The sequence below is a fragment of the Rothia sp. HMSC036D11 genome (assembly GCF_001814205.1).
In the GTDB taxonomy this organism is placed as follows: domain Bacteria; phylum Actinomycetota; class Actinomycetes; order Actinomycetales; family Micrococcaceae; genus Rothia; species Rothia dentocariosa.
In genome coordinates, this window is record NZ_KV815278.1 from 82,737 (window position 1) to 108,952 (window position 26,216).

Annotated in this window: 25 protein-coding genes; 20 read left to right on the forward strand and 5 right to left on the reverse strand. The window is 55.0% G+C overall.

Going from position 1 to position 26,216, the window contains the following annotated elements:
* Window positions 1-19 precede the first annotated feature (19 nt).
* Entirely contained in the window at window positions 20-1,261 is a 1,242-nt protein-coding gene (locus HMPREF2958_RS02530; protein WP_070696283.1) for a Fic family protein, read from the reverse strand.
* 359 nt (window positions 1,262-1,620) lie between these two features.
* Between HMPREF2958_RS02530 and HMPREF2958_RS02535 the strand changes: the two genes are divergently transcribed.
* The 8 genes from HMPREF2958_RS02535 (at window position 1,621) to HMPREF2958_RS02570 (ending at window position 10,095) form a co-directional block, all read left to right on the forward strand.
* Window positions 1,621-4,713: a restriction endonuclease gene (locus HMPREF2958_RS02535; RefSeq protein ID WP_070696286.1), complete on the forward strand. Its 3,093-nt coding sequence runs from the start codon at window positions 1,621-1,623 to the stop codon at window positions 4,711-4,713.
* 129 nt (window positions 4,714-4,842) lie between these two features.
* Window positions 4,843-5,646, forward strand: a complete 804-nt coding sequence (locus HMPREF2958_RS02540; protein WP_070696825.1) for an exodeoxyribonuclease III — start codon at window positions 4,843-4,845, stop codon at window positions 5,644-5,646.
* Between the two features lie 29 nt (window positions 5,647-5,675).
* A complete protein-coding gene (locus tag HMPREF2958_RS02545) occupies window positions 5,676-6,551 on the forward strand; it encodes an alpha/beta fold hydrolase (protein WP_070696289.1) in 876 nt (291 codons plus the stop codon).
* A gap of 11 nt (window positions 6,552-6,562) precedes the next feature.
* Window positions 6,563-6,772, forward strand: coding sequence for a hypothetical protein (locus tag HMPREF2958_RS02550; RefSeq protein WP_037231386.1), 210 nt, complete (start codon window positions 6,563-6,565; stop codon window positions 6,770-6,772).
* Between the two features lie 23 nt (window positions 6,773-6,795).
* Window positions 6,796-7,002 carry a hypothetical protein gene (locus HMPREF2958_RS02555; protein ID WP_004005790.1) on the forward strand — a complete coding sequence of 69 codons (207 nt, stop codon included), beginning with the start codon at window positions 6,796-6,798 and terminating at the stop codon, window positions 7,000-7,002.
* Between the two features lie 411 nt (window positions 7,003-7,413).
* Window positions 7,414-8,310, forward strand: coding sequence for a metal ABC transporter substrate-binding protein (locus HMPREF2958_RS02560; RefSeq protein WP_141755790.1), 897 nt, complete (start codon window positions 7,414-7,416; stop codon window positions 8,308-8,310).
* A gap of 137 nt (window positions 8,311-8,447) precedes the next feature.
* The gene (locus HMPREF2958_RS02565) at window positions 8,448-9,224 is read left to right on the forward strand and encodes a metal ABC transporter ATP-binding protein (protein WP_070696296.1); all 777 of its coding nucleotides are present in this window, start codon (window positions 8,448-8,450) and stop codon (window positions 9,222-9,224) included.
* Between the two features lies 1 nt (window position 9,225).
* Window positions 9,226-10,095, forward strand: coding sequence for a metal ABC transporter permease (locus HMPREF2958_RS02570; RefSeq protein ID WP_070696299.1), 870 nt, complete (start codon window positions 9,226-9,228; stop codon window positions 10,093-10,095).
* Between the two features lie 119 nt (window positions 10,096-10,214).
* On the opposite strand, the gene HMPREF2958_RS02575 is transcribed toward HMPREF2958_RS02570, so the two are convergent.
* Window positions 10,215-10,931 carry a metal-dependent transcriptional regulator gene (locus HMPREF2958_RS02575; protein WP_048753287.1) on the reverse strand — a complete coding sequence of 239 codons (717 nt, stop codon included), beginning with the start codon at window positions 10,929-10,931 and terminating at the stop codon, window positions 10,215-10,217.
* A gap of 126 nt (window positions 10,932-11,057) precedes the next feature.
* Between HMPREF2958_RS02575 and HMPREF2958_RS02580 the strand changes: the two genes are divergently transcribed.
* From HMPREF2958_RS02580 to HMPREF2958_RS02590, 3 genes are all read left to right on the forward strand, one after another.
* Complete coding sequence (locus HMPREF2958_RS02580; RefSeq protein ID WP_070696302.1) at window positions 11,058-11,456, forward strand: thiol-disulfide oxidoreductase DCC family protein; 399 nt, start codon at window positions 11,058-11,060, stop codon at window positions 11,454-11,456.
* A 115-nt stretch (window positions 11,457-11,571) separates the two neighbouring features.
* A complete protein-coding gene (locus tag HMPREF2958_RS02585) occupies window positions 11,572-12,138 on the forward strand; it encodes a hypothetical protein (protein ID WP_070696305.1) in 567 nt (188 codons plus the stop codon).
* Window positions 12,139-12,169: 31 nt separating this feature from the next.
* Window positions 12,170-12,394, forward strand: a complete 225-nt coding sequence (locus HMPREF2958_RS02590; protein ID WP_070696308.1) for a 3-phosphoshikimate 1-carboxyvinyltransferase — start codon at window positions 12,170-12,172, stop codon at window positions 12,392-12,394.
* A 72-nt stretch (window positions 12,395-12,466) separates the two neighbouring features.
* Here the strand turns inward: HMPREF2958_RS02590 and HMPREF2958_RS02595 are convergent, their stop codons facing one another.
* The 3 genes from HMPREF2958_RS02595 to dacB all read right to left on the reverse strand — a co-directional run bounded on the left by HMPREF2958_RS02595 (window position 12,467) and on the right by dacB (window position 17,757).
* Window positions 12,467-13,078 carry a recombinase RecJ gene (locus HMPREF2958_RS02595; RefSeq protein ID WP_246827995.1) on the reverse strand — a complete coding sequence of 204 codons (612 nt, stop codon included), beginning with the start codon at window positions 13,076-13,078 and terminating at the stop codon, window positions 12,467-12,469.
* Between the two features lie 160 nt (window positions 13,079-13,238).
* Entirely contained in the window at window positions 13,239-15,992 is a 2,754-nt protein-coding gene (locus HMPREF2958_RS02600) for a DEAD/DEAH box helicase (protein ID WP_070696315.1), read from the reverse strand.
* A 133-nt stretch (window positions 15,993-16,125) separates the two neighbouring features.
* The gene (gene dacB, locus HMPREF2958_RS02605) at window positions 16,126-17,757 is read right to left on the reverse strand and encodes a D-alanyl-D-alanine carboxypeptidase/D-alanyl-D-alanine endopeptidase (RefSeq protein WP_246827996.1); all 1,632 of its coding nucleotides are present in this window, start codon (window positions 17,755-17,757) and stop codon (window positions 16,126-16,128) included.
* A gap of 236 nt (window positions 17,758-17,993) precedes the next feature.
* Between dacB and ppa the strand changes: the two genes are divergently transcribed.
* From ppa to hpt, 9 genes are all read left to right on the forward strand, one after another.
* The gene (gene ppa, locus HMPREF2958_RS02610; protein WP_004005776.1) at window positions 17,994-18,479 is read left to right on the forward strand and encodes an inorganic diphosphatase; all 486 of its coding nucleotides are present in this window, start codon (window positions 17,994-17,996) and stop codon (window positions 18,477-18,479) included.
* A gap of 809 nt (window positions 18,480-19,288) precedes the next feature.
* Window positions 19,289-20,005, forward strand: coding sequence for a hypothetical protein (locus HMPREF2958_RS11120; protein ID WP_246827997.1), 717 nt, complete (start codon window positions 19,289-19,291; stop codon window positions 20,003-20,005).
* Between the two features lie 41 nt (window positions 20,006-20,046).
* Window positions 20,047-20,679 carry a hypothetical protein gene (locus HMPREF2958_RS02620; RefSeq protein ID WP_070696324.1) on the forward strand — a complete coding sequence of 211 codons (633 nt, stop codon included), beginning with the start codon at window positions 20,047-20,049 and terminating at the stop codon, window positions 20,677-20,679.
* Between the two features lie 253 nt (window positions 20,680-20,932).
* The gene (locus tag HMPREF2958_RS02625) at window positions 20,933-21,160 is read left to right on the forward strand and encodes a helix-turn-helix transcriptional regulator (protein ID WP_004005772.1); all 228 of its coding nucleotides are present in this window, start codon (window positions 20,933-20,935) and stop codon (window positions 21,158-21,160) included.
* Window positions 21,153-22,337: a type II toxin-antitoxin system HipA family toxin gene (locus tag HMPREF2958_RS02630; protein WP_070696327.1), complete on the forward strand. Its 1,185-nt coding sequence runs from the start codon at window positions 21,153-21,155 to the stop codon at window positions 22,335-22,337. The genes HMPREF2958_RS02625 and HMPREF2958_RS02630 overlap by 8 nt, the downstream gene beginning before the upstream one ends.
* Window positions 22,338-22,526: 189 nt before the next feature.
* The gene (locus HMPREF2958_RS02635) at window positions 22,527-23,654 is read left to right on the forward strand and encodes a zinc-dependent metalloprotease (RefSeq protein WP_070696330.1); all 1,128 of its coding nucleotides are present in this window, start codon (window positions 22,527-22,529) and stop codon (window positions 23,652-23,654) included.
* Window positions 23,655-23,808: 154 nt separating this feature from the next.
* Window positions 23,809-25,005, forward strand: coding sequence for a tRNA lysidine(34) synthetase TilS (gene tilS, locus HMPREF2958_RS02640; RefSeq protein ID WP_070696333.1), 1,197 nt, complete (start codon window positions 23,809-23,811; stop codon window positions 25,003-25,005).
* A 142-nt stretch (window positions 25,006-25,147) separates the two neighbouring features.
* Window positions 25,148-25,384, forward strand: a complete 237-nt coding sequence (locus HMPREF2958_RS02645) for a hypothetical protein (RefSeq protein WP_070696336.1) — start codon at window positions 25,148-25,150, stop codon at window positions 25,382-25,384.
* A 179-nt stretch (window positions 25,385-25,563) separates the two neighbouring features.
* Window positions 25,564-26,115 carry a hypoxanthine phosphoribosyltransferase gene (gene hpt / locus HMPREF2958_RS02650; protein ID WP_004005768.1) on the forward strand — a complete coding sequence of 184 codons (552 nt, stop codon included), beginning with the start codon at window positions 25,564-25,566 and terminating at the stop codon, window positions 26,113-26,115.
* Window positions 26,116-26,216 lie beyond the last annotated feature (101 nt).

Below are 26,216 nucleotides of genomic sequence, written 5' to 3' on the forward strand. Positions count from 1 at the left end.
CCCGCTTTGAGGGGTGACACTACTCATCCGACATATGGGTCGGTAATTCGAGAAGCTGTGCGCCCTGATTCGTGAGAGACCAATGCAGAACGCGCCGTATCCTGCGTGAGTGCACAAGACTCATTTCCTCTAGCTCTCGCAGATAAGTGCGTGCCGTCTTTTCGCTGCTCTCCAAGACCTGCGCGATATTTTTGAGATCCGCGCCAACGGGGTCATGGAAAAGGTGCATCTGCCCCACAAGAAAGAGAATTTTGTGGGTTTTGGGGTACGTTTCTTCAAGTTCGGACACCCGGTTCCGCAAGCTATCCAGAGCCTTTCTCTGGGCGGTGAGCTCTGCTAAAACGTCCTGCTGCGCATGCTCCAGCATAGTGAGTAACGTGCGCAAAAAAGGGGTTGCTTCGGCATAATTGAGGGGATTTTCAACATCGCTAAACGCCTTATAGTACTTCTTTTTTTCGGCATTGAGGGTCGCCGAGAGGGTAAGCACCGTTTGTGTGGTAAGAACCTGCGCCAGATGCGCACTTAGAAGGTACCGCCCCAACCTGCCGTTACCGTCGTAGAAGGGGTGGGTGTATTCCACCATAAAATGGGCGATGATCGCTGAGAACAGCCCGGGAACCCGAGGGTCTGAGGCATACCGCAGAGCTACCGAAATATTGTGTTTGATGGATTCTTCCGGCATCACTCCCCGGTGTATGGGCTTATGGGAACCATCCAGAATGCTGACGGGTTCAGCCCTGAAAAGTTTGCCGTCAGGCTTATCTTGTGTGCTGAGCTGACCCTCAAGTAGCCGGTCATAGACTTCGCGAACCGCTGTGGGTGTGGCGGGAATGTTATCTGCGGTACCTAATGCTTCGAGCAGGCGCACGAACTCCCGGGCTCGTTTGCCGTTAGCGTTCTCAGATGCCAGGGCATCCGTAATGATTTTTCGGGTGGTACGCACGCCCTCTATTTCATCGGTGGCGATAATGCCGCGTATCGCAAGGTCTGTCAAGTAACTTTGGGATGCGGCGGAGGGGAGCACACGCAGAAGAGCGTCAATGTCACGTTCGCGTTGTAGGATGCGTTGCTGGGCATCAACGATGTCAGTGGTGGCAACGTAGAAAAGCTGATAATCGCCCACCATAAAGTCCGCGGTGTAGGTAGAGTAGCCTTCGAGGCGCCGGGCGAGTTCGGCGCGCGCGGCAGCTTGTCCGCGTTCATGAAAAATGCTCTTGAGAGTGCGATACTTTGCAGGTTGTGATGCGTCAGCTGAGGCCATCGAGTGTCCCTAAATGGAAAAAATAGCGATTTTTTCCATTTTAGTACACATAATCGGGGATTAATGGAAAAAATAGCCAATTTTTCCAAGATACCTTTGAGAGCCACGTGGTGAGGGGCGAATTCCGGTAGCAGAAATTTGCTTTGGGAGCAAAGACTTTGCTCTCAAAGCAAAGGAACGCTCCCAGATTTTGAGGTATGAATCGAACTTATCTGAAGAAGGAAATCCATCGATGCTTCAAGCCAGTAGTACGACCGGGTTATGTGCTGCCATGAGCATAAATCACTCAGCGCGACCGCGGATGTTATCTTAAACATAAGGATTATTGTGCTTAAGAATATTTTTGAGGAGAAACTTAGATGTCATCTATAGAAGAAGAATGGTACCGCCTTCCAATCGATTCACCCTTGGAGCACAGGCCAAGCAAAATCGTTTCTGCTCCGGTTCTAGGTGCGTCGCTTCTACCTTTTGATGAGTTGAGCTGGGAAGATTTTGAAAGGCTATTGTGGCGGGTATTGCGTGATGTTGAAGGTCTTCGCAATGCATATCTTTACGGCAACCGAGGACAGAAACAATATGGCCTCGATATTGTAGCTTTTGATGTTGATAAAACTGGTGTGGCTCTACAATGTAAAAAGTATAAAAAATTTACTGCCTCAGATTTACGGAAAGCAGTTAAAAAACTTCATGAGTCTCGACAAAAATTTTCTGAAGTTAATAGGTTTATTATCGCAGTATCCAGTGAATGTAATGATACTGCCGTAATAGACGCGCTGCACAGCTGCCAAAATAGTTTAGAAGGAATTGATATATGTCTTTGGGATAAAGGAGAATTATCTGACAAGTTGAAAAATCGTCCTGAGATAGTTATTGATTTCTTTGGTATGCCGACTGCTGAAAGCTTTTGTCCACCCTTTAAATATCATAAGCCTGAAGTCCCTAACCTTGATGCTGTAGTAGTAAGTGAATCATTAGCTAGAGGACCTGAAAAAGCTACGGGTACTGATAAGTTGATCCTTGAAGCAAAAGATATTTATGATGATAACCCTGAGCATGCTCTGAAATTAGTAGAAGAAGCGCAGGATATTTTGTGTAATTCAGGATTTCGCCCACATGCCGCTAGTTATGAAGACCTTCGATTTAAAATATTAATACGCATTGGGCGTGTGGGGAAAGCGGCGCGCAGTATTCTTGAAGAGATTTGGCTTACCCTGGAACGCGGCAAAAATGATGCTGCACGTTTCATTCTATACAATTTACCAAATGAGATTAAAGAAGCCACCAATGATGAGCAAGTAATGAATATGTTTCAGGTAGCAGAGAAAGCCCTAGAAATATTGGGGCATCCTCTAGGTGCGCTTCCTGAACCGGAATCTCTACTGCGTGGAGATGTAAAAGACCAATTACGTCTAGTGGTGCTTGCAGGAGAAACTGCATTAGCTAATGGTAATTTAGAGTGGATAAATCAGCTGCATAATTCTTGTGAGAAATTACTAGAGCAAGATGGCGACGATGTTGATGAATTATATCGCGTCCGCCTTCGGCTTCTTCTAGCGGAAGCTGCCGACGACTGGGAGGGCATTCTTCGGGATTCTAGAAGAAAAAAACTTAATCCTCCCCAAAGATCCTTAGTAACCGCTAGGTATGCACGCTACCAAGCTCTGCACCAAAATTTCGATGAAGCAGACGATTTGTGGAATGAAGCGGCTGGCGATGCAAGCCTTGATCAACGGTGGAAAGATGCTCAGACCTGGATATTTAATCGTCGTGCATATGGTGTAAAAAGGGGAATAATTGCAGACGGCACGTTGCTCCCACTGGAGATAGCCATGGGAGAAATGGGATCATCCGATCCTATTCTTCCTGGAGACAGCGGAGCATATAACACGGCGTTAGAGAAACTACAGTCACAAAACTACCGAGAGGCTGCTATTGCAGCTCAACGTGCATTACGTCAGGCCGTAGCTTCTGCTGATTGGGTCGGTGAAGAAAAAGCACATCGTGTCCTAGGCACTATTTTGATGGAATCAGATGAACCAGAGAGGGCGGCTTATCACCTTGTTAGAGGTTCTAACTCGACTAGTATTAAGGAGCTTATTTCTAAGTTCCCTGACCGTTATATAGATGTCTCTGAAAGCCTTGACGTTCCGAATTATTGGACGGTGGGTAGAGCTTATCACTTACTGGCTTTAGAAGCTGACCTTATTCCTGATAATTCTGTGGATTATATAACACAAAAAGTTTTAACAGATTTTGCGCATAAAGAGGCTGAAACTTTAGTCGATTTTAATTTTACAGAATCCTCTCGCTACCTTGGGGCGGCCAAACTATTAGCCAGAATCGCGGATAGGATCACCCAAGAACAAGGTGAAGCGGTACTTTCACATTTCAGAAGTCAACCGGACCTAGAACCAAATTATTATCGTCATCATGATGATGACGAAGCTGTTACTGTTGCGAAAATAGCGATGGTATTTCCAGATTTGCGTGTGCGGGCTATCGAACATTTGATATCTATCTTGGGACGATCTCAAACGTCTCGTAAGAAGACCGCTGCGGAAACTATTTATAATTTCCGAGACGCTGCTCGTCCCTCTCTTGAAAGACTTGCTAAAACAGAGAACCAGTGGGCACAGGATACCCTGGTTGCTCTCTATGAAGCTGAACCGTCGGCAGAAAGGACGGAAGAAGCCTTTCAGAGGCTTACTAAGCCTCTAGATTTCAGTGAAGTCGCCTACTCTGTGGGTACAAATGTCCAGAAGGATTCGCTATTCGTCAGTGACTTACATCCAGAGCGGAGAGCCATAGTCATAAATGAGTTGTTGAATCGTGCTGAGAGCAATCAAGTTTCGTCAATAGATCGAAAGGATTATCTTCTAGCTGCTTCTGATCTAGTTGAAGGGTTGGAGGAACTCAAGCGTCAGGAATACTACAACAGAGCTTTTACATTAGGAAACACTCCTATAGTAAATGAAATTGAAGCGGTCTCTAGCCATCCACTAGGTAGCTTTATACGTCAAGGCTTCTCTAGCCCTATAGGGCAACAGGCAGAAGGGTTATATTTAGCTGCCTGTTTGGCTGATCGTGATGACCAGCGAATTGATGTCAAAAAACGTATATATGAACTTTTTGGACAAGATGAAAACTCCAGTTATAGGTTGGTTCGTGCTCTCCAGTGTCTTGGAGAATCTGATTTTCTCAATGACGATATCGGGTTCCTTGCGGGTCAAGATTGGGGAGCTCGCTCTCTAGCTGCTATTCTCTGGGTTAAGCATCCTAACCCTGTATATGTGGGTTATCGCTTAGCTCATGACCCTGATGTAAGAGTGCGACAGAGTTTTGCAGGCGCTTTGGCAGGCTGCGAAGAAACCCCAGAGCATGTGGAAGTTCGCGAATTACTAAGCCAAGATCCCCACTATAGCGTCCGAAAATCTTTGCAAAAGAAAAAGTAGTGGTGCAAACCAGTGCTCCGGCTTCAGATGGAAACATAAACCACTCGAATAGTGGCGTTCTACGATCGCATCTTTGCCTGTTGCGCCAACTCCGTTGCCTGGCAGGGTGCACACGGTAAGCTGGTGTACATGAAGATTGCTACCTGGAACGTGAACTCCATTCGCGCCCGCGCCGACCGCATCGAGGACTGGCTCGATAAAACCGAAGTCGATGTGCTCGCCCTGCAGGAAACCAAAACCAAGGACGAAACCTTCCCCTTCGAGCTCTTTGAATTCCTGGGGTACGAGGTGGCGCATTACGGGCTGAACCAGTGGAATGGGGTAGCAATCGCATCCCGCGTGGGGCTCGACAGCGTCGAACGCACCTTCCCGAACCAGCCCGCCTTCGGAAAACCCGGAGACCCCGCCGAAATTGAGGCGCGAGCCATCGGCGCCACCTGCAACGGCGTGCGCATCTGGAGCCTATACGTGCCGAACGGGCGTGGACTCACCGACCCGCACATGGCGTACAAAATGGAGTGGATGCGCCAGCTGCGCACCAACGTCAACGGCTGGCTGCATGCCGACCCCGCCGCACAGTTTGCGCTCGTCGGCGACTGGAATGTGGCACCCGAAGATACCGACGTGTGGGATATCGACTTTTTCCGGGAGAACGACCTCACCCATGTTTCCGCCCCAGAACGCGAGGCGTTCTATGCCCTGCTCAATGATGAAGGGCTCGTCGATCCGGTGCGCCCTTACACTCAGGGCGAATACACCTATTGGGACTACAAAGCCGGGCGGTTCTCGAAGAATGAGGGGATGCGCATCGACTTTCAGCTGTGCTCCCCGGCGCTCGCCGCCCGTGTGGAAAACGCTTGGATCGATAGGGAAGAGCGCGAGGGGGACGGCGCGAGCGACCATACTCCCGTGGTGATTGAGCTTGCTGACTAGTAGCTCAGCGTGTGATGTGAGGAGACAGTATGAGCCGGAACCTTACCCCTGAACCTGTGGCGACGGGCAGTGCAGAAACCCGAATCGGTCAGCTTCGCTGGCGCGAATACGGTGGTCCCCGTGAAGCCGCAGGCGATAAGACCCTGCTGTTTGTGCATGGGCTGCTGACAAATTCGGATGTCTGGGGCGAAGTGGTGCAGAACCTCTCCCAAGACTTTCGGTGTATAACCCTCGATATTCCCTTGGGGAGTCACACTATTCCCGCCCATGAAGATGCAGCCCTCACCGTTGCCGCGCTGGCGCAGGCCGTGAACGAAGCGGCAGAACAGCTATGCCCACACGGGTTTACCCTCATTGGCAGCGATACCGGCGGGGTAGTTTCTCAGCTGGCGGCGGTGCAGGAACCCGCAGGGCTCAAGCGCCTGGTGTTGTTCTCGTGCGATACCGAGAAGAACTTCTTGCCCCTGCCGTTGCGCTACCTACAGTATGTGGCGTACATTCCGGGAACCATGCAGGCACTCCGAGCTGCCCTGTATCTGGGGTGGGTGCGTCGCCTGCCGATTGCCTTCGGATGGCTAGTGAAACGCGAGCTTGACGCCGCCGAGTGGAACAGCATTATTACACCATTGAAAGATGCCGGAGTCCGCCGCGATTTGGCGAAAGTGCTGAAGGGTATTTCTACGAAATATACGGTGCAGTCCGCGCGGGATTTGGAACGGTTTGAGCACCCGACCCTGTTTTTGTGGGCCGATACCACGAAGCTGTTCCCGATCGAGAATGCTCGCCGCCTGGCCGCCCGCATGCCGGATGCGCACGTGGTTCCCGTGCCGGAAAGCTACGCATTCAGCCAGCTGGATCAGCCCGAATTTGTGGCGAATGCCCTGCGGAAAGAGCTGGTAGGATAGAGGAGTTACTTATGACAGCCATAAGTATTCGTAAAGCGGCTGACGGCGGGAACGTCATACGTCCTGTCGAAAACCAAGACGAGATTCTTCGTGGTTATATCGCACAAAATTATCGAGATATTGAACGTCAGGTGAAGGAACGCGAACGTCTTAAAGCTGAGCCCAAGAAGGGTCTCTGGAATAGTTTGCTTGGGCGTTTAGGTCTGCGCTCTTCTTCATAAACTGAAAGTACTGAGGGAGAAAATTGACGACCGTTTTTTATCGTGGTGAGCGCCGCGACGTTAAGTCGTTTACTCCCGAGGAGCACCAGGATTACCTGGATAAGAAGCAGCACACGATTAATGAAGCCAAAGAAGCCATTGCAGGTATGAAGGCTCGTATTGCCGAGTTAGAGCGCATTCAGGCGATGAACCCAATACGCCGCTGGTTCTATCAGAAATTCCATATTTAGCGGAACCCTGAAGACGTAGACCCGCACGATCGCCCGCTCAAGGGCGCATCGTGCGGGTACTTTTATGCGCATAGGTTCAGGCAGCAGCCTCGCATCTTGGTTCGCTAAATCATAGCCTGAACCTCCACACATCAGATAAGGTTCGCCTGGGCGTGTGATTAAAAACGTATAGACTCAGTTGAAAAGTTCGGCTAGACGAACTATTGTTAAATTATCCTGTTTCGCACCGGTTTATCGAGGATGATCGACACCTAGGTACGAAGCCTCAATGAGTCGGAGGCGATTCCTACAGGTCAGCAGGGTAATGCATCCGCAGCATAAGAAAGCGAAATCATGACAACCGTATTCACTGCGCACCGTCACGGTGCGAACGCTAACACTGTAAGTACCGCACATCCGCGCCGTTTTCTCATGCTGGGGATAGCCTTAGCCAGTATCCTTGTGCTTCTGCTCAGCGCCTGCACTTTGGCGGGGAAGCAAGACGAAAAGAAGACCGTGCTCACCACCTTCACCGTGCTGGCGGACATCGCTAAAAACGTTGCAGGTGATCACCTGAATGTCGAATCGCTGACCAAACCCGGTACCGAAATTCACGAGTACGAACCCACTCCCAGCGATATTAAGAAGGCGCATGATGCTGATTTGGTGCTCGACAACGGGCTGAACCTGGAAAGCTGGTTTACCAAGTTCGTGCAGGATTCTAACGCCCCGCACGCCACCGTGAGCGAGGGGGTACAGCCGATCAATATTGCCGAGGACGCTTATGCAGGCAAACCCAACCCGCATTCGTGGATGAGCCCCAAGAACGTGCAGATTTACGTGGATAATATGGTGCGCGAATTCAGTAAGCTTGACCCCGCCCATGCCGATGATTACCGCACCAATGGGGAAAACTATAAGAAACAGCTGCAGCAGGTTCAGGATGAGCTGGTGCGCGATGTTAGCGTTCTGCCTGAGAATCAGCGGGCGCTCGTAACCTGCGAAGGTGCTTTCTCATACTTGGCGGCGGATGCCGGTCTCAAGGAAAAATACATTTGGGCGGTGAACTCTGAACAGCAGGCAACCCCCTCGCAGCTAAGCTCGACCATTGATTTTGTGCGCGAGAACCAGGTGCCCGCCGTATTCTGTGAGTCTACCGTCTCGGATGATCCCATGCGTCAGGTCGTGGATGCAACCGGCGCCAAATTCGGCGGCGTGCTTTATGTCGATTCCCTCTCTGAGGCGAATGGTCCAGTCCCTACCTATCTTGATATGATTCGTCACGATGCGCGCACCATTGTCGCGGGGCTGACGGGCAAGCAATCTTAGCCGGTCGGCGGCGGGAGAGTAGGCCGCCGCATACTGCGCCCCCGCCGGTTCGTGGTGAGGGGCGCATCCCACCGTCACGGATGACGAGCGGGGCTTAGAAGAAGTACGCGAACGAAATTTTGTCGGATACAAAACCTATGGAAACACTGCTGAAAGTCGAAAATTTGGGCGTCCATTATGGAACCGTGCGCGCCCTGTACGAGACTACTTTCGAGCTTGGTACCGGGAGTATATGCGGACTGATCGGCATGAACGGTTCGGGAAAATCGACCCTCTTCAAAGCCATCATGGGCGTTATCCCCGCGCATACCGGAACCGTGGAGATCGCGGGCAAAGAACCATACCTTGCGCGTAAAAACGGCATTGTCAGCTATGTGCCGCAGAGCGAAGAAATAGACTGGAGCTTTCCCGTCTCGGTGCGTGAGGTCGTGGCGATGGGGCGGTACCGCGGGCTGGGCATCACCCGTCGGCTGCGTGCCACCGATAAGCAGGCGGTCGAGCACGCCCTAGAGCGCGTGGAGCTGACCGAGCTTGCGCATCGTCAAATCGGGGCACTCTCGGGCGGGCAGCGTAAGCGGGCATTCGTGGCGCGAGCAATAGCGCAGGGTGCACGGCTTCTATTACTTGATGAGCCCTTCGCCGGAGTGGATAAAAGGTCAGAATCCATGCTCATTCAGGTGTTGAAGCAGATGCGCAGCGAGGGTGCAACCGTGCTGGTTTCAACCCATGACTTGGCGTCTCTACGAGCCTTTGCCGACGATGCTCTGCTGCTGCGTCAAACGATTTTGATGCACGACACCCCGCAGGCGGTGTTAGCCCCCGAAAATTTGGTGCAGGCGTTTGGTATGCAGGTTCAGGCGGGCGCTGATAGCGGCGCATCCGACGAGCAGACCCTGCGTGAGAAGGGAGAATAGCATGAGCATTCTGGATTACCTGGTGGAACCGTTCACCCTTCCCTTCATGACGCGCGCCATGGTCGTTACTGTGATCGCCGCCGTGGTCTGCGCGCTGCTTTCCTGCTGGCTCGTGATGCTCGGCTGGTCACTCATGGGCGATGCGATCTCGCACGCGGTACTGCCCGGCGTGGTGCTCGCCTATATTGCGGGGATCCCCTTCGCTGTGGGGGCGGTGATCGCCGCACTCGTGGCCGTCACCCTAATCGGCGCGGTACAGCGCAGCGGGCGCGTGCGTGAGGACGCCGCTATCGGCATTGTCTTCACAACTCTTTTTGCGCTCGGGCTCGTACTGGTTTCCGTGACACCCTCAAGCACCGACCTGAACCATATTCTTTTCGGGAACGTGCTGGGCGTATCCTGGCCGGATGTCTGGCAGGTGGCTATTCTCGCCGTCATCGTGGCGGGTGTCCTGCTGATTAAACGCCGCGATTTTATTCTGTACGCCTTCGACCGCGGGTTCGCGCACGCTATCGGGCTGCGCCCCAGGATTCTTGGAGCGCTGCTTCTGGTGATGCTGGCGCTTACGAGCGTGGTGGCGCTGCAGATCGTGGGAGTCGTGCTCGTAGTCGCCATGCTTGTGATTCCCGGATCGACCGCGCGTCTGCTCACTGACCGTTTCACGCCAATGCTCGCGGTCTCGGTCGGGGTGTCGGTGCTGGGTACACTCGTGGGGCTTTATAGTAGCTACCACCTGGATATTTCACCCGGCGGTGCCGTAGTCGTTACCCAGGGCATTATTTTCTTGACCGTGTATATATTCGCCCCGCGCTACGGGATTCTGGGGCGGATACGCGCGGCACGCCGCCCGGCCGAACAGGCAGAAGCCTAGGTTTGCGGCAGATTCGCGCGGGATCATGAGTTCACCCGGCGGTCAAGGCTCTCCCGGGCGTAAGCCGCCTTATAAGGCATCCGACACCCGAGCCCCAAGGCAAAATTACCGAGGCAAAGCTATGATGAGCGAGAGACGAAAAGCCCAGCCGCTGCGGCGGTTCCTAAGGGTATAGCGCTCGAATTCGGGTTTTGAGCGGCAGGAGCATCGGAATGATTGGCGTGCGCGAGAACCCGCACATTAACCGCCTCCGAAAAGGGGGCGCCCTCTTCAAGAAGTAAACGCGCCCCGGGAACAAAACCGTGATCCTGCAGATAGCGCAGCAGCTTCGGGTCGGAATCGGTGATCCGCTCCAAAATTACGCGCTCGCCGGGCTCGCACTGGGTAAGCGGAACGGTGTGTGGGAATGAGATACGCCCGGACGCATCCGGGATAGGGTCGCCGTGCGGATCACGCGTAGGGTGGTCCAGAATCGCGTCGATACGCTCAATCATGAAATCAGATACCGCATGTTCGAGCACCTCGGCTTCGTCATGCACACGGTCCCAGGTGTAGCCCAGAGTTTCCACCAGGAAAGTTTCGATCAGGCGGTGGCGGCGAATCATGGCGACCGCATAGGTGCGCCCCAGCGGAGTGAGTTCGATGGCGCCGTAGCGCTGATGATCGATCAGATCGGCCGCCGCAAGTCGTTTGAGCCCGTCTGAGACCGAGGAAACCCGCAGCCCCATGCGTTCAGCTAGGGCGGATGCGGTCGCGGGAGCTTCCGTCCACTCTTCAAGTGACCAGATGGCTTTGAGGTAGTTCTGGGTGCTCACAGATAGTTCTGACAGGGGCATAAGGATAAGTTTACCGAAGTTCGGGTTCGGGTGTGCCTTTTCTGACTGCGAGCAGATAGTATTTCGACGAAAAGATAACGAATTGCTATCTGCTCGCGCGTGGGTAGTCTCGGTTAGGATGGGGTCATGAGCGTTCTTCTGTACGACCCCGACTGCGGTTTCTGCACCGCGAGCGCGAATCTGCTGCGTCGTCTCGAACCGAGGGCGCGTATTTTGCCTGGAACGCCCGAAAATCTTGTGCAGTACCGCGTGGATGCGCGCCGTTTCGCCCACGCCTTGCCGTTCATTAACGATGCCGGGCAGATCATCTACGGTTCGGATGCGATCGCCCTGACCCTGCGCACCTGCCCGGATGTGACGCTGCGCGGCAAGTTCCTGCGTGCTGCCGGGGTTCTCCTGCTGAACCCGCCGATGCGCCCCGTCGCGCACCGAGTGTACCGGTTTGTGGCGGGGCACCGGGCGGAAATTTCGCACGCCGCCGCTCGTCTGGGGTGTACCTCTTCGTGCGCGGTAAAACCGGGCTGATTGCAGAACATATTCGCAGCGTTCTCGTCATATTTTAAGAAGCTATACGCAGCTATTACTTCCAGGTTCTCTTGATAGTGTAAGTACTGTTTGTTTCTGATGAGACGGGGGACCTGTGGCAGAATTTGATAATTCTAGACCATCCAAAGTTGCAACTGTCCGCGCCATTCTTTTTGTAGGAATTGTTGCTCTTGGCATAATTACATTCGCCTGGTGGATCCTTGCCATTATTTTCGGGTTTATTTCACCTTTTGAGGCATGCCAGACCATTTTTAAATGGGTGACTGCTCCTGACTGGGAGGGATGGGGAAACATTCTGAGAAATACAGCTGGTTGGGCTGCTCTAATCGCTGCCATCGCAACTGTGACGGTAGCTTTGAAGACAAATACGACACGGGCTAAGGAAGCTGCCAGCGCAGATTTCCGGGATCAAATGCAGTGGGCAGCAGATCATTTAGGTGAGGATGTAACACCTTATCAGTTTGTGTATGCATTAATGCTGGTTGAGCGGTATGCAAAACTTCCTCCAACTCTTCTTTCGGATGAGGATAAAGAATTAGCTGTTAGACTTCAGGCTTTAATTGAACAAAGTACTGATATTTCAGAGGATACTGAACAAAATGAGGTATCTGATGAGAACGATGAGGCTACTTCCAACAGTGAGCCGAACACGGTAAACTGAGATAACTAATGATGAGGGAAGGGAACGTGCTATGAGTACTCACACTGCTGAAGGACTATATAACTCCGTCATGCGCAACGGAAAACCTGCACGTTTACGTTCTGATTATAAGAAGGTCGTAGATACCGAAGTTGGTGAGCTACGGCAAAGCATTTCTCAGCAGGTCAAAGAACGTCAGCAAAGCAAGTTTCAAGATTCTCCACAGCCTTGGTGGACAGTGGTGGTGAATCCGATTCGTAATATTTTTAATCGGTAGATTATCAATATTGAGGTTTATACCTGCATAACTTAGTGAGGTCATCCAGATAATCTGGATGACCTTATCGTTTTATTTTGTCGGGCTGGCAGAATCCAACCGGTTGAGCAGGTCGAGTACCGCCGGACGTGCCGCCTGTTCTTCGTGCCAGAGCGAGCGCATGAGCGTGCGGCTGACCGCCTGGGTGGTAATGCCGAGCGCCTGCGCAACTGCCCGCTGCTGCCCGCGGACCCCGGGAACCAGCAGATCGACCACGCGCCATTCGGCCTCGGTACGGTCGGAACATACCCGATACAGCAGGCGTGTGAGCCCCGAAGCCATGTCTGCGACCACGCGATCGTGTGCCGATACCGCAATACCGCGGGCGGGGGCGCCAGTGCGTGCCGCCTCCACGGCAAGCCGTGAGAATTCGAGAGCGTCGCCGGTGCAGTCGTTCGTGCTGACCGTTCCCAGTGCCCCGGCGAATCGGGGAATGCGTAGCTCACCAACTCCGATGCCAACCCAGAATCCCTGCTCGCGCGAAGCATACAGGGCCGCCTGCAGGGCGTCTGCGGAACTCTCGAAAGCACCCTGAATTTCGTCCGGATAGGTTTGTGCGAATTCAACTCGGGGGTTGAGCTTGGAGAGCTTGTCGAGAAGCGCAGGCAATGAAACCTGGGGGGAACGTTGGATGAAGGTTAACACGAACACCCCTCCATTATGCCTGAGCGCCTCGGGTTTTGATAGGGTTTCGCAGCACGGGTTGGCAGGGGCAAGCACGCCCGGGCGATGCTGTTTCTCACAATCGCGCCGGATTTGGCACCGATGACCGGGCGTACCGCATAAAACTGTCTAATATGCCTTGTCAGCACTCGAATGCGGGTGATCCCCAGGGGGTGGCGGAGCGTACCAAACCCAGGTATCCGCCCAACGCCAAGAGTTCGGGGATGCTCTGCGGCACGAACCGGTGCAGGCTGTCGGATGCGACCAGCACGGAACACCACTGCCCGCGTGAGAGCGCCACGTTCAGGCGGTTAGGGGAGAGCAGAAATTCTGCGCCTCGCCCCGATATTCCGGCATTTGAGGAGGCCATTGACACGATCGTCACCGGCGCCTGCTGACCCTGAAACTTATCAACGGTCCCTACGCGCACGCCGTGACCGTCCGCATCCAGAAGCCCGGCGTGGCGCAGATGCTCCGCAACCGTATCGACCTGCGCGTTATAGGCGGCGACCACCACAATATCTTCGCCGGTGAGCTCGCGTGCAGGCTGATTCGCCCCGGGAGTCCATAAAGCACCCACGAACTCGCCCGCTAGGCGCGCGACGGCTGCCGCCTCTACTTCGGAACGTACGGTGCAGTGCTCGTGATGAACGCCGTACATATACAGCCCAGGATCGGAGGGCAGAACGGATTCTTCACGCTCAGGAACCTTGAGGATGCGCTCGCTCGCCGCCGCTGCCGAGTGCAGCTTCCCGCTGTAGGACAGCGCGGAAACCGGTGCGCACAGCTGCGGGTGCATACGCCAGGTGACTTGCAGAAAATAACCGAATGCAGCGGGCAGTACCGACTGCCCGCTGGACAGCCAGCCCAGCGCCGAGGTATCCAGCGGGTACGGATGCTCACCCACCGCCACCTGCGGCAGCTGCTGCGGATCACCCAGCAGAAGCAGGTTCCGTGCGGCCCTTCCAACCGCCAGGGTATTGGCGAGCGAAAACTGCCCGGCTTCGTCAATAACGAGCAGGTCTAGCGAGCCCTCAGGAATACGGTTCGGGTTCGCAAAATCCCAGGCGGTCCCGCCAAAAAGAACGCCGGGCGAAGTTCCGGCACCGGATTTTTCGCCGCCGAGCCCGCCGGATTTGTCTAATAAAGCGGTTAGATCTTTATCGCTGACCTCAACCCAGGGGTAATCGGGGAGCTGAGACTTGCCCTTGGCGCGCATCACCCGCTCGGCGGGAAACAGGTTACGTTCCAGGCACGCGGTCAGCATATTCTCCACAACGGCGTGAGACTGCGCCACCACGCCCACTTTCGCGCCCGCCGCAACCAACCTGGCGATCACCTGCGACCCCAAGAAGGTCTTACCTGACCCGGGCGGGCCTTGAACCGCCACATAGGAACGGTCAAGGTCACGAACCGCAGCGAGTACCGCCTCAACGGTGGGGAGCTCGGCATGGGAAAACTCTGTCTCTTGGGGCAGGCTCTCGCGGGTTTTGAGCCGCGGCGGGCGGCGTTCAATAAGGTCAAGCGTCCCGGTTGCGGCAACGTTGGGGAACGAGTCTTCAACCTCGACCGCTACGCGCACAAGCGCCGCCTCTAGCTGTTTCGTCGTTACGGGTGCGCCCGGGGTGAGCCCCAGCGGGAAGGCCGCATGTTCTTCATCGTTCACGCGGATGCGTTCGGCAACTACCATCACAACACGCTGCCCGCTACCCGCCAAAGTAGCGCCCTCTGCGGGTTCGCCCGGTTCCTCATACGGTTCGAGAGACATAATTTTTGCCCCGAAAAACCCGAGTCTATGCAGCGTGTTCGGTACGTGAGCCTGCGGGTTGGTCGCGCGAAATGCCTCCACCTGGGAATCGATGCTTTCATATGCCTTCGCGGGCGCATCGTCGGCACTATACAGCAGATAATGCCCGGTATCGTCGGCCTTGAGGGTGTGTGAATCCGCCAGGGTGGCGACCGCGCGCAGGGTACGCATTTTCGCCCCGCGCACGCGCTCCCAATCGGTTGCGGTCTCAACACTCTCGAAAATCACGCAATTGCGCGTATTCGCCCAATTCTCGTAGGGCTCGTGCAGGCGGCGCAGATGATCCCGCCAAAACGGCGCCTTTTCACGGCGGTAGAAATCGACACCGGAGAGGAGCATCGCCAACCGGGTATTTTCGGCAGATAGACCCCGATTCTTCTGATTCTGCTTTTCGAGCTCGGCAAGGCGTTCCCGCAGGCGCTCAAGCTGAGCGTATTCTTCATCATCGTCGGCAGGGGCGGCAGGACGCACCCGGTACGGATGCTGTGCCTTCGCGGGAATGCCCTCAAACGTCGATTCCGCCGGGGAATCATCGGAATCCGCCCAGGATTCTTCGTCTGAATCATCGCTGCTATGAGGGACGAGCTCTGGTTCGTCAAGCGTTTCGGATGTGCCGGCTTCGGCCTCCACATGTGCCGCGCACGCCGGGCAGTCACCGCAGCTCAGCAGGTTGGGAATATCGGCGAGTGCCACATCCTCCCGCCATGATGCGCGCAAAAATTCGTAGCGTTCCGTGAGAGCTTCCAGCACCGGGATTAGCCGCGCGAGCGGGTAGCGTTCCGTGCCCTGCGCGGTGCGTATTTCCACCTCGTCAGCCGCCGAATTCCCCGTACCCGCGCCGCATGAAGCCTGTGTTGCTTCTAAAAGTGCCATGACTTCTGGGTTTAGCTGGGGCACGCCGCTATCACTACGCACGATATAAGAGGGACCGCTCGCGGTGGTGTCGTGTTCGTTCTCCCGGGTGCCGCCTGCCGTATGCCGCGAAAAATCGGTGTAGAGCGCCGTCTCGCAGTGGTGAACACGCAAAAGCTCCGCGACGGCGACTCTCGGCAGATCGTCGGGCGCGGATGCGGCAGAGGGTAAAGACACGAAACTATCCTTCGGAACGGGGTGAGTGAATATGCGCGAATAACCGCAAGGGTGCTTGGGATATGCGGTTGCTATATGCCCGCGGACGTACCCGGCAGTCAGATAAATATACAGTATTTTGCATATTCGTGCTCTACTGCGAGCTGGGAACCTCGGCTGGATTTTGACCCACTGCCTGGGAGGGCGCATCCTCCTGCGGCGCGCTGCCACCGGCGGGCGAAGCGGAAGACGAACCATCCGGGGCCTGCGAGGAATTCGGGGAGGAACCTGAACCTGTCGCATCGGGAGCCGAGGATGAGCCCGGTACCTGTGAGCCCGAAGGTGCGGGCGTTCCCGTGGGGTTCGCGGGAGGTTCGGTACGCGCCGCCACAATCGCAGCGGCGCTATCGACCGTATCCTTCGCGCCGGGCAGAGCTTCCGCACCGCCGACATCGTTGAGCAGACTCACGAAAATCAGGCGTGTGCCGTCTGGGCGGGTCGCATACCCCGATAACGAAATGGCTGTGAACAGCGTGCCGGTTTTTGCCGCCACATGCCCGCGCGCATACTTATTCACTTCTTCGCTAAAACGATCCTTGAGCGTACCCGAAACACCCGCAACCGGGAATCTGCGCTCAAGCTCGTCATGCTTCGGATGCGCCGCTAACGCCCCCAAGGTTTGCGCCAGGGTGCGTGCCGTCACCCGGTTCTGCAGGGACATACCGCTCACATCCGCCTGCACCAGCCCGGTAACCGAAATCTTCGCCTCCTGCAGTTTTTCGCGCACAAGTTTCTGCGCTTCGGATGCGCTGCCCTCACGCCCCGCAGCGATCGCCATATTGCGCCCCAGCACCTCGGCGAGCACATTATCGGACTCTAGCATCATCACAAAGGCCTGATCGAGCGCGGATGCCGACTGAATCTGGGCGATCTGCTCGGCATCGGCCTCACGGGGGCGGCGGTCGGCAACCGTAAATACGTACCCTGCTTTGACCTCTGCATGCTCTTCACTCGCCTTATTGAGCACCTTCACGAACGCTTCTAGGGCGGCGATTCCGGCGTCTTGCGGGCGTGCCGGTTTGTCGGGGGTGGACTGCCCGGGTACGGTGTGCGAGGCCAGTGCGATCGGGTTAATCGGGGTGATCTGCCCGGATTCGAGGTCGCCGGGCTCCCAGCCGGGGTTAGTCGCGGAACCCGTGTAGATCGTGGTGTCGAGGTAGACGGGGAAGGTGCCGTGCGCGACCTTGCGTTCGTTCATCTGCTGCACGGTATCCGCAGCGAGCGTGCTCAGCCCGGCGCGCATCGTCGGTGAATCCGCGGTGGCCGGTTCCGTGGCTCCTTCCACGAGCAGAGTATCGCCGCCTGCCACCAGAAACAGCCCATTTTTACCCTGCGCCACCGAGGTTGTGAAAGTGCGTTCCGGGGCGGTCTGCGCGAGCGCAAAATAGGTCAGAATCTTCATGTTCGAGGCGGGCAGGCGCGGGGTGTCCGGGGCATCCGCATAGAGCTCACGTGTGCCGTCGAGCGCGGTCACGAGCATGGAATGGGCGGGGTAGGTGCGCTCCTGAAAGAGCTTATCGAGCCGGGTTTTCAGGTCTTGAAGCTGCTGAGTATTCAGCACCGGAGTGGGGGTCAGCGTGGGTGTGACCGACGGGGTTACGGATGTGGTACCGCTCTGCGACTGCCCGCCGCTGGGGTTTGAGCATGCGGCAAGGAATAGCGCGGGTGCTGCACCGAGCAGGGCGCGGCGAGTGAACGGGGTGTTTATCGGTTGGGGTGAACGCATCTTAAGAGCATAACGAATTCCGCCGCGAAATACCGAGCCGGTTACACGCATCGCGAGGACTGCACGCTACCAGCCCGCCTGGAATAGCGCGGTGATGTTCACGGCAACGTATGTGAAAGCACGATTTTTGTGGCATTGAAATGGGTGTTGTGCATGCGTTCAGGGGGTACAATGGGGGAGTTGTTCGCCGCCTTGATGCGCGGTGCAGAGGCTTACATTCATAGAAAGAGGCTCCCATGGAACTCGACGTCACGATTGAAATCCCCCGCGGCTCCCGGGTGAAGTACGAGATAGACCACGAAACCGGTCGTCTGTATCTAGATCGCGTGCTGTTCACCTCAATGCAGTACCCCACCGCATACGGCTACTTTGAGAACACACTCGGCGAGGATGGCGATCCACTGGACGCCATGTTGGTTCTAGACGTTGATATTGTTCCCGGTGTGATCGTGGAGGCTCGCCCGGTTGCCGTCTTTAACATGACCGACGAGGCTGGGGGCGATGCGAAGGTACTGTGCGTGCCCACCGATAAGCGCTACGATCACATCAAGTCGCTGGCGGACGTGCCCGAGCAGCTCAAGGCTGAGATTCAGCACTTCTTCGAGCGCTACAAGGATCTGGAACCCGGCAAATGGGTGAAGGGCGAAGGCTGGGACGACATCGCCGCGGCAGAGAAGATGGTTCAGGAGGCGATCGACCGCTTCGCCGCCGAAGGCCACTAGGTCTTACTCGCGTTCCTGTTAACATCGGGAGCGGTTTCTTCATGCGGGAGCACATAAAGTGCTCCCGCATGAAGAAACCGCTCCCGTTTGTATTAGGGGGCAAGAGTGGTTCTCGCGGTTGTTATTATGGAGCCGCAATTTTCCCCGAAGAGCTTTATTAAAAATTAATTTTATTATCGTTGCACTGCGATGCGTGAACGTATAGTGTGGGAAATAATACGCTGTTCATTAAATCTTCTATACATACAGAGACGGATAATTAGCCCATAATCTGGGTATCTGTACGCGATATAGCATTACGTATTTCTTAATTAAGAGTTTGTTGTGCACCAAAATATGCAGCATATGACGTCCTTGAAATGGATATGCCGTGGAGAGGAGTATAAATGAAAGGCTTGGTATGTGATTGTCGAAATGCCATTCGTTTAACTGCCACAGCAGGGGTTTCTGCGATTTTCGCGGGCGCTGGTACCGCGCAGGCGGCTACTCCGAACGTAATGCGCAAGGTTCTTGATATCAAAAATGTAAGCAATACGTCGTATGGCACTATCGGCAAAACTAGGCCCGTTGTCGCCCTGCGAACGCGCGCTTCAGCCCTAGTCGGGACAATAACGGAATATATTAAAGCCATTGGGCGGAGCCGAAAAACGAATTGGCTTGGGAATAGTGTGTCTGGTACAGGGAACACTATCCGTCAGAGGACCTTGTCAATGAGGGCGGTGAATGCGCCGCAAATCCTTGGGAAGCAATACTCACCCTTGAGGGAGTTACCTCAGCCTGTCTTCCAGAGGCTATCTTCGCAACTTTATATGGCATCGCTCGTCTGGGGCAGCGTGTCTATGTTGCGTGGAGGGCGCACGAAGGAGCGTCAGTATACGCCGGATCATCCAGAGTATGTAGCGCTGACGAGTGCACTGAAGGGTGGTTACTTCAGTGGTTTTTTCGAAGCGGTCTGTGTCTTTCTTATGATTCTCGGTGCTCGGGCTGTTGTACCAGCTTCAAAGCTTTCTGCGCTGTCTCTTCCGCGGCTGCAGATAGCTGGTATCGTATGGATTTCCTACCTCATCTTCCCGCTAGTACTCACGTTAGCTCAGCGTCCGTTGGTTGTGCGTGCGCAGCATCCCTCTCCGGGAGGACTGCTATTTGCTGCATGCGATATCTTAGCGCCGCCCCTGGTGTATCTGGCGGTAACACTAGGGATGTTTCAGGAGGTAGGCAAGGCGGCAACAGTAGGTTCCTGTGCCTTAGTTTTCTATCTGATTTACGCGGCGTGGCTTAAGCCCTGGAAGCCTGGTTTAACGCGTACCCAAGTGCGTCACAAAATTCAAGAGACTAAACGGATGACCCGCGAACTGGTGGGCGATATCGCGCAGGAGTACGCCGGGATGATGCAGGAGCGTGCTGAGGTTATGCAGAAGTACGCTGATGTTGATGACCCAGCTATTAAGAACCTATTTCTGCCGACTAATCGCTACCGTATACCCCTCGATTATGAAAAACGAGGAGCGCTTCCGTATACGCGGTGAAAATACTCCAAAACGTTGAGAATGCGGGAAGGGATACGTATATGAAGAGCAGTCAGTATACGCCGGATCACCCAGAGTATGTACCGCTGAGCGCTGCGTTGATGGGTAGTTTTATAGGGGGTTTGCTCGAAGGATTTTGCGTATTTCTGTTGATTCTTGGTGCTCGGGCTATTGTGTCCGCCTTGGGGTTCTCTGTCCTGTCCCTCTCTTTGGATCAGGCGACTAAGACCGTGCTGGTTTCTTACCTTATTTTCCCGCTAGTAACCACATTGGCGCAGCGTCCGTTGGTGGTGCGTGCGCAGCACCCCTCTCCGGGAGGAGCGCTGTTTGCTGCATACGATATCTTAGTGCCTCCACTGGTGTGCTTGGTTGTGGCACTGGTAGTAACTCAAGATATAGGGCGAGCAGTCGTGGTGGGGGTCTGTGCCTTAGTTTTCTATCTGGCCTACGTGGCGTGGTTTAAGCCCTGGAAGCCTGGTTTCACTCGGACAGAGGTACGCAGCAAGATTGAGCAAACCAAGCAGATGACTCGTGAGATGTTTGACGAGGTTGCACAGGAGCGTGCTGAGACGATGCAGAAGAATGCTGATGTTGATGACCCTACGGTCAAGGATTTGTTCTTGCAGGGTAATCGTTACCGGATACCTCTTGATAACGACGAAGATCGTTTATAGCTTCGGCTGGGTACCGAGCGCATCTGCGTGTTCCGGGAGCGGTTTCTTCATTTGGGAGCACCTTAAGTGCTCCCAAATGAAGAAACCGCTCCCGCTTGTGTATGAGTGTCTTCTCATCTAGAGAACCTCAAAATTTTTCCGAAAAATAGTTCGTATTTACTGTATTTTTAGTCTCCCTGCGGTGTAAAATTCTTAAAAACCGAACTATTATTCGTATTTTTGAGGGGGATGCGGCCATCATGCCGCACACACGATGGCTTTTCATGCAGAAGAGTTTGCTCAGAACTTCGGGCAGCGAGTGCGGCGCATCCGTAAGGAAGAACGGCTCACCCAGCTGGAACTTTCCTATATGGTGGGTGTAAGCGATAAAACGATTCGTGATATTGAACGTGGTAAGCCGGGACCATCTTTTGGGTCTGTGCTCAAAACCGCTGAAGTGCTGGGTATATACCTCGTTGTAGAAGGTGCAGATCATGCCTAATCCAGGACTCCTCAGGGCAGACATCTATAAAGCGGGACATCTAGCCGCGCGGCTCACACAGCACAGTGATTATTCTGTTCACTTCGCTTACTTGCCGGGGTATACAGGTGAACCTCTTGCCTGGTCGTTGCCTTTAGGTATAGAGCGGGTGACACCTCAGAGCACTCTTCCTAACTTCTTTGCTAACCTCTTGCCGGAGGGATACCGCCTGAACGCCCTTGCAGCGAGCCTAAAAACCAGCAAAAGCAATGAATTGGGTCTTCTCCTAGCCTTGGGAGCAGATGTGCCGGGAGATATACAAGTTGTTCCTGCAGGCGAGGTACCGCTGGAAGTACCAGCTGTTCTTGTTACAGATGCTGAATCGGTATCATTTCACGACTTGATGGGGGTAGTGGACCGTAAAAGTTTGCCCGGTGTGCAAGCAAAACTCAGTGCCCGTGTGAGCGCCCTTATGCGAACCCTACCGGTAAATTGGAATAGTGAAGAAGCCCTTCTCAAAATAAGTCCTGACCGTATCCCACATTTGGTTGAAAATGAGTTTGAACATTTACGTGCCGCACATAATCTCAAAATTCCTGTGGCGCAAAGCGTGTTAGTCTCTGATCGAGAAGGTGTTCCAGGAATCTTAGTTTCACGATTTGACCGTGGGCCTTCTGGTGAACGCTACGCTCTTGAAGACGCGGCTCAAATTCTAGATATTCCCCCAGTCGCCAAATATAGTGCAGACGGTGACGTTACCAGCGAATCTCTTCTGACAGCAGTGTCAGAATGCGCAGCATCCCCTGCGCTTGCTGCCCGTAATATATATGTGCAATTTCTATATGCCTGGCTTACCGGTAACGGGGATTTACACGCTAAAAATATTTCTTTGCTTAAAACCCCAAAGAAAGGTTGGCAAGTTGCGCCAGTTTACGATGTGCCAAGTTCTTGGGTTTACTTCAAAGATGATATGGCGCTGAGTATAAATTCACGTGTTAAAAATTTGAAGAAACGCGATTGGGACGCGTTTGCCTACCACGCAGGAATTCCTGAGAACCTGCAACGCTCCTTGCATAAAACCGCTATAAAGGCAGCCTCTAGTGTGTCCTGGGATCGATTGCCGTTCACCGACTCACAACGGTATGGGGTGGAGCGAGAGCTGAGTCATCGTCGGTGGGAATTAGAGAAACATCTATAGAATAACGCCCGTGTTCCCGTTAGTTCCGGGAACGGTTTCTTCATGCGCTGAGGGGCGTGATAACCGAGTACGCGAGGTATCACATAACAATCTGAAGCTGGCGAGAAAACGAGCCAAGTTGAAAACCGCTCCCGCTTTTACCCCCTGAGTATGAGGCTTCACCTCAGCACAGTCCGATACACTGTGCATATGAGCGAGAACAACACACAGAACCTGCTAAATGTTGAGCGCATCGCCAAAATCGTGGGCAGCCTGGCGCCCGCCGGGCCGCGCATGAAGCCCCAGGAGATGGCTGGCGTGGTCGCATCCTTGCGCAAAGCGGCGGAAGAATCCGTTGACCATGTGCACCGCATCACCGGGCTTGATGCGGCACAAGACCTGCGCGACTCCGAGGTTTTGGTGGTTGATCGAAGTACCTGGGCGAAGGCGAACGCGCAGGCGTTCTCTATCATGCTCGTACCCTTCGTTAAGCCCGCATTCGAGAAGATTCAACAGAAAAAACCGCATGCTGACCTAAACAAACTCAAAGAAGGGTTGGCCTTCGAGGTCGGTGCCGTGCTCTCGTTCCTCTCCACCAAAGTGCTTGGGCAATATGAACCCTATGCGGCCCTGGCCGGGTATGGGCAGTCGGGCGGTCGTCTGATGCTGATCGCACCGAATGTGGTCGCCGTTGAGCGTGAACTCAACGTTGAACCCGAAGATTTTCGCTTGTGGGTGTGCCTGCACGAGCAGACGCATCGGGTGCAGTTTGCCGCCGCGCCGTGGCTGCGCGACTATTTTCTCGCCAAGATTACGGAGCTGGGCGATAGCGCCGCCAGCACCTTCGACCTCAAAGATGCGTTCCGTGCCGCAGCCCAGGCCCGCGCCGAAGAACCCGGGCAGGGGCGCGCGCATCCTGTGAAAGAAGCTACCGCGAAGGCACGCAAAATCGCGAGCGAGCTGACAGCCATGATGAGTCTGCTTGAGGGGCACGCAAACGTGGTGATGGATGCCGTGGATGCCCAGATTGTGCCGACCGTCAAGACAATTCGCCGCAGGTTCAACCGCCGCAGCTCAACCCAAAAGTTCCTCACAAAGCTCATTTATCGGCTGCTAGGTATGAACAAAAAGATGGCGCAGTACCGCGACGGGCAGAAGTTCGTGCAGCATATTGTGGATGCGGTTGGCATGGAACGCTTCAACGTCGTGTGGGAGCGGCCCGAGAACCTGCCGACCGAGCGGGAGATTCACAACCCGGACGCCTGGATTAAGCGTGTGCTGGACGAGGAGGTCAAGGTGGCCGTGGCTGGTAATAGGGACGAAGAGAATACCGCGTAATCCCAGAACGGGCTATATGACAAAACCGCGCGACATCTCAATAGGCCAGCGTGCTTGATAATGCGTAATTCGCTGCTGCATCTGCCGCAGAGCCCGAAGGAATTTGCGAATAGATTTTGTCGCAGCGGCATATACAACTAGAGAAGGACAACACATGCAACATGGACGGCAGGGGCGGCTGCATCCGGCGGTGGGGAAGGCTCGCCGGGAACTGGCTCGCGCGCTGACGAACCTGCTGGGTGAAGGCGCCATCAAGGGGACCGGGCGTGCGCGGCGAGATTCGACCGCATCGCGGCAGGGCGCAGAAACCGAGAAGTCCCTCGTGCTGGTTGCGTGCAGTGGCGGGCCAGATTCGCTCGCGCTCGCCTGCATTGCTGCGCATTTTGCGCGCCGTTCCGATGTGCGTGTGGGCGCCGTCGTGGTCGATCACGGACTGCAAACCGACTCCGCTGAGGTTGCCGCGTCCACCGCAGAAACCCTCACGAACCTGGGGCTGCACCCTGTGCGCACGGAGCGCGTGCAGGTTCCGCAGGGCAGCATGGGCCCCGAAATGGCGGCGCGAACCGCCCGTTACAGCGCCTTTGAACGTGCGGTACATAATACCGGCGCACGGGCTGTTCTGCTGGGTCACACCCTTGACGACCAGGCGGAAACCGTGCTCCTGGGGCTTGGGCGCGGTTCGGGCACACGCTCCCTCGCCGGAATGCCGCCCGTGCGCATCGAGAACGGAGTCACCTACCTGCGACCCTTCCTCACACTGCGCCGCGCCGACATGCTGAATATTTGCGAAGCCGAAGGGGTAATCCCCTGGAACGACCCCACCAACACCGACCAGACTCTCATGCGCGCGCGCATTCGGCACACCGTCCTGCCGTTCCTGCAAGAGCATCTTGGCGGGGATGTGGCACTCTCCCTGGCGCGAACCGCCGCAGTCGCCGGGCCTGATGCCGAATATTTGGATGCGCTCGCCGCCGCCGAGTACACCCGCCTGAAGCTGCCCGTCGGGGTTCATCTGCCGGACATTCCCGGGGCTAATGCAGTGCCCGGCGACCACTCCACGGATGTTGCCCCTGAAGAACCCGCCCCCGTCATTATTGCCCTGAACCGTGCGGAAACGGCGGCGCTGCATCCTGCCCTTCGGATGCGCGTGCTCGCCCTGGCGACCCGCGCCGCGCGGGGGGAGAACCCCGGGTTTGAGCGGCTGCAGGCGCTTGACGAGTTCGTCGCCGAGCACGCCACCGCCGGGCCGGTGCAGCTGCCTGGGCATGTGAGTGCCTACCGCCGCCGCAAGGTACACGACCCCCGCACCGACACCCGCGTGGATGCGCTGGTACTTGTTTCCCAGCGGTAAGAGAAAACCTTCGACTTCATAAGCCAGTTATTGTGTTGCAGCTCTCAAAGTGGATACGGTGCCGTGTTAAGATAGCAAGGTGCTGAAAACCCTTAAATCTCGATATATCACAGGGATTTAGCGGCACGCGGAAGGAAAAGGTATGGGACTTTTTGGCAGTGATAAGAACCCGAGAGCGGAACTTGCCATTCTCTTCGCGAAGGCAGACGAACCGATGGAAGCCGCCATCGATTGGGCTCGTTCCGTAGCGGACAAAGCGGGTCTTGACCCCGCGAAAGATGAGGTTCAGCTGATTCGCGAGCTGCGCCGCACAGAGCTGAATCTTGATCTGAAAACCGCAACCTACTTAGCTGAGCAGACGGCGAAGGCGGCGCGGTAGCGGTTTATTCGTGTTTTTTGGGAGCATTCTTCCACAGCACCCCCAGCAGACACCCGTGAAACGTAAGCCGCGCATCAGAATTTAAGTCATACTTAAAGCGGACCAAGAAAATATACCCGACCCGACAAAATATTCGGGCGGGTTCGGCGTGAAGACGCCCCGGCAAGAAAGAAGAATCCGTGCAGGCTCAAGACGTGCAGGACGATCTGAAGAACGTACTCTTCACCAAGGAAGAGATTAATGCGAAAGTTGCCGAGCTGGCGGCGCGCATCGACGAAGATTACGAAGGCAAAGACGTGCTCCTTGTGGGGGTTCTCAAGGGTGCCATTATGGTGATGGCAGACCTGTCCCGCGCGCTCAAGGGGCATTACACGATGGACTGGATGGCGGTTTCTTCATATGGATCCGGCACGAAATCCTCGGGTGTGGTTCGTATTCTCAAAGACCTTGATACCGACTTGACCGGTCGTAATGTGCTGATTGTTGAAGACATTATTGATTCCGGGCTGACTCTTGCGTGGCTGCAGCAGAATCTCAAATCGCGCGGCGCGGAATCTGTGGAAATCTGCACTCTGCTGCGTAAGCCGAAGGTCGTCAAGACCGACGTTCAGGTCAAATACGTGGGCTGGGATATCGAACCTGAGTTCGTGGTTGGTTACGGGCTCGATTTCGCTGAGAAGTACCGCAACCTCGACTGCGTGGCGACGCTGCACCCACACGTATATTCCTAAACCCCGGTTGTGCGCAGCGTGCGCACAAGACTTTTTGGTGCCCGCGCATCCTGATGAAAATTCTGGATGCGCGGGCACGCTTATGCCTGCACGCAGAGTTT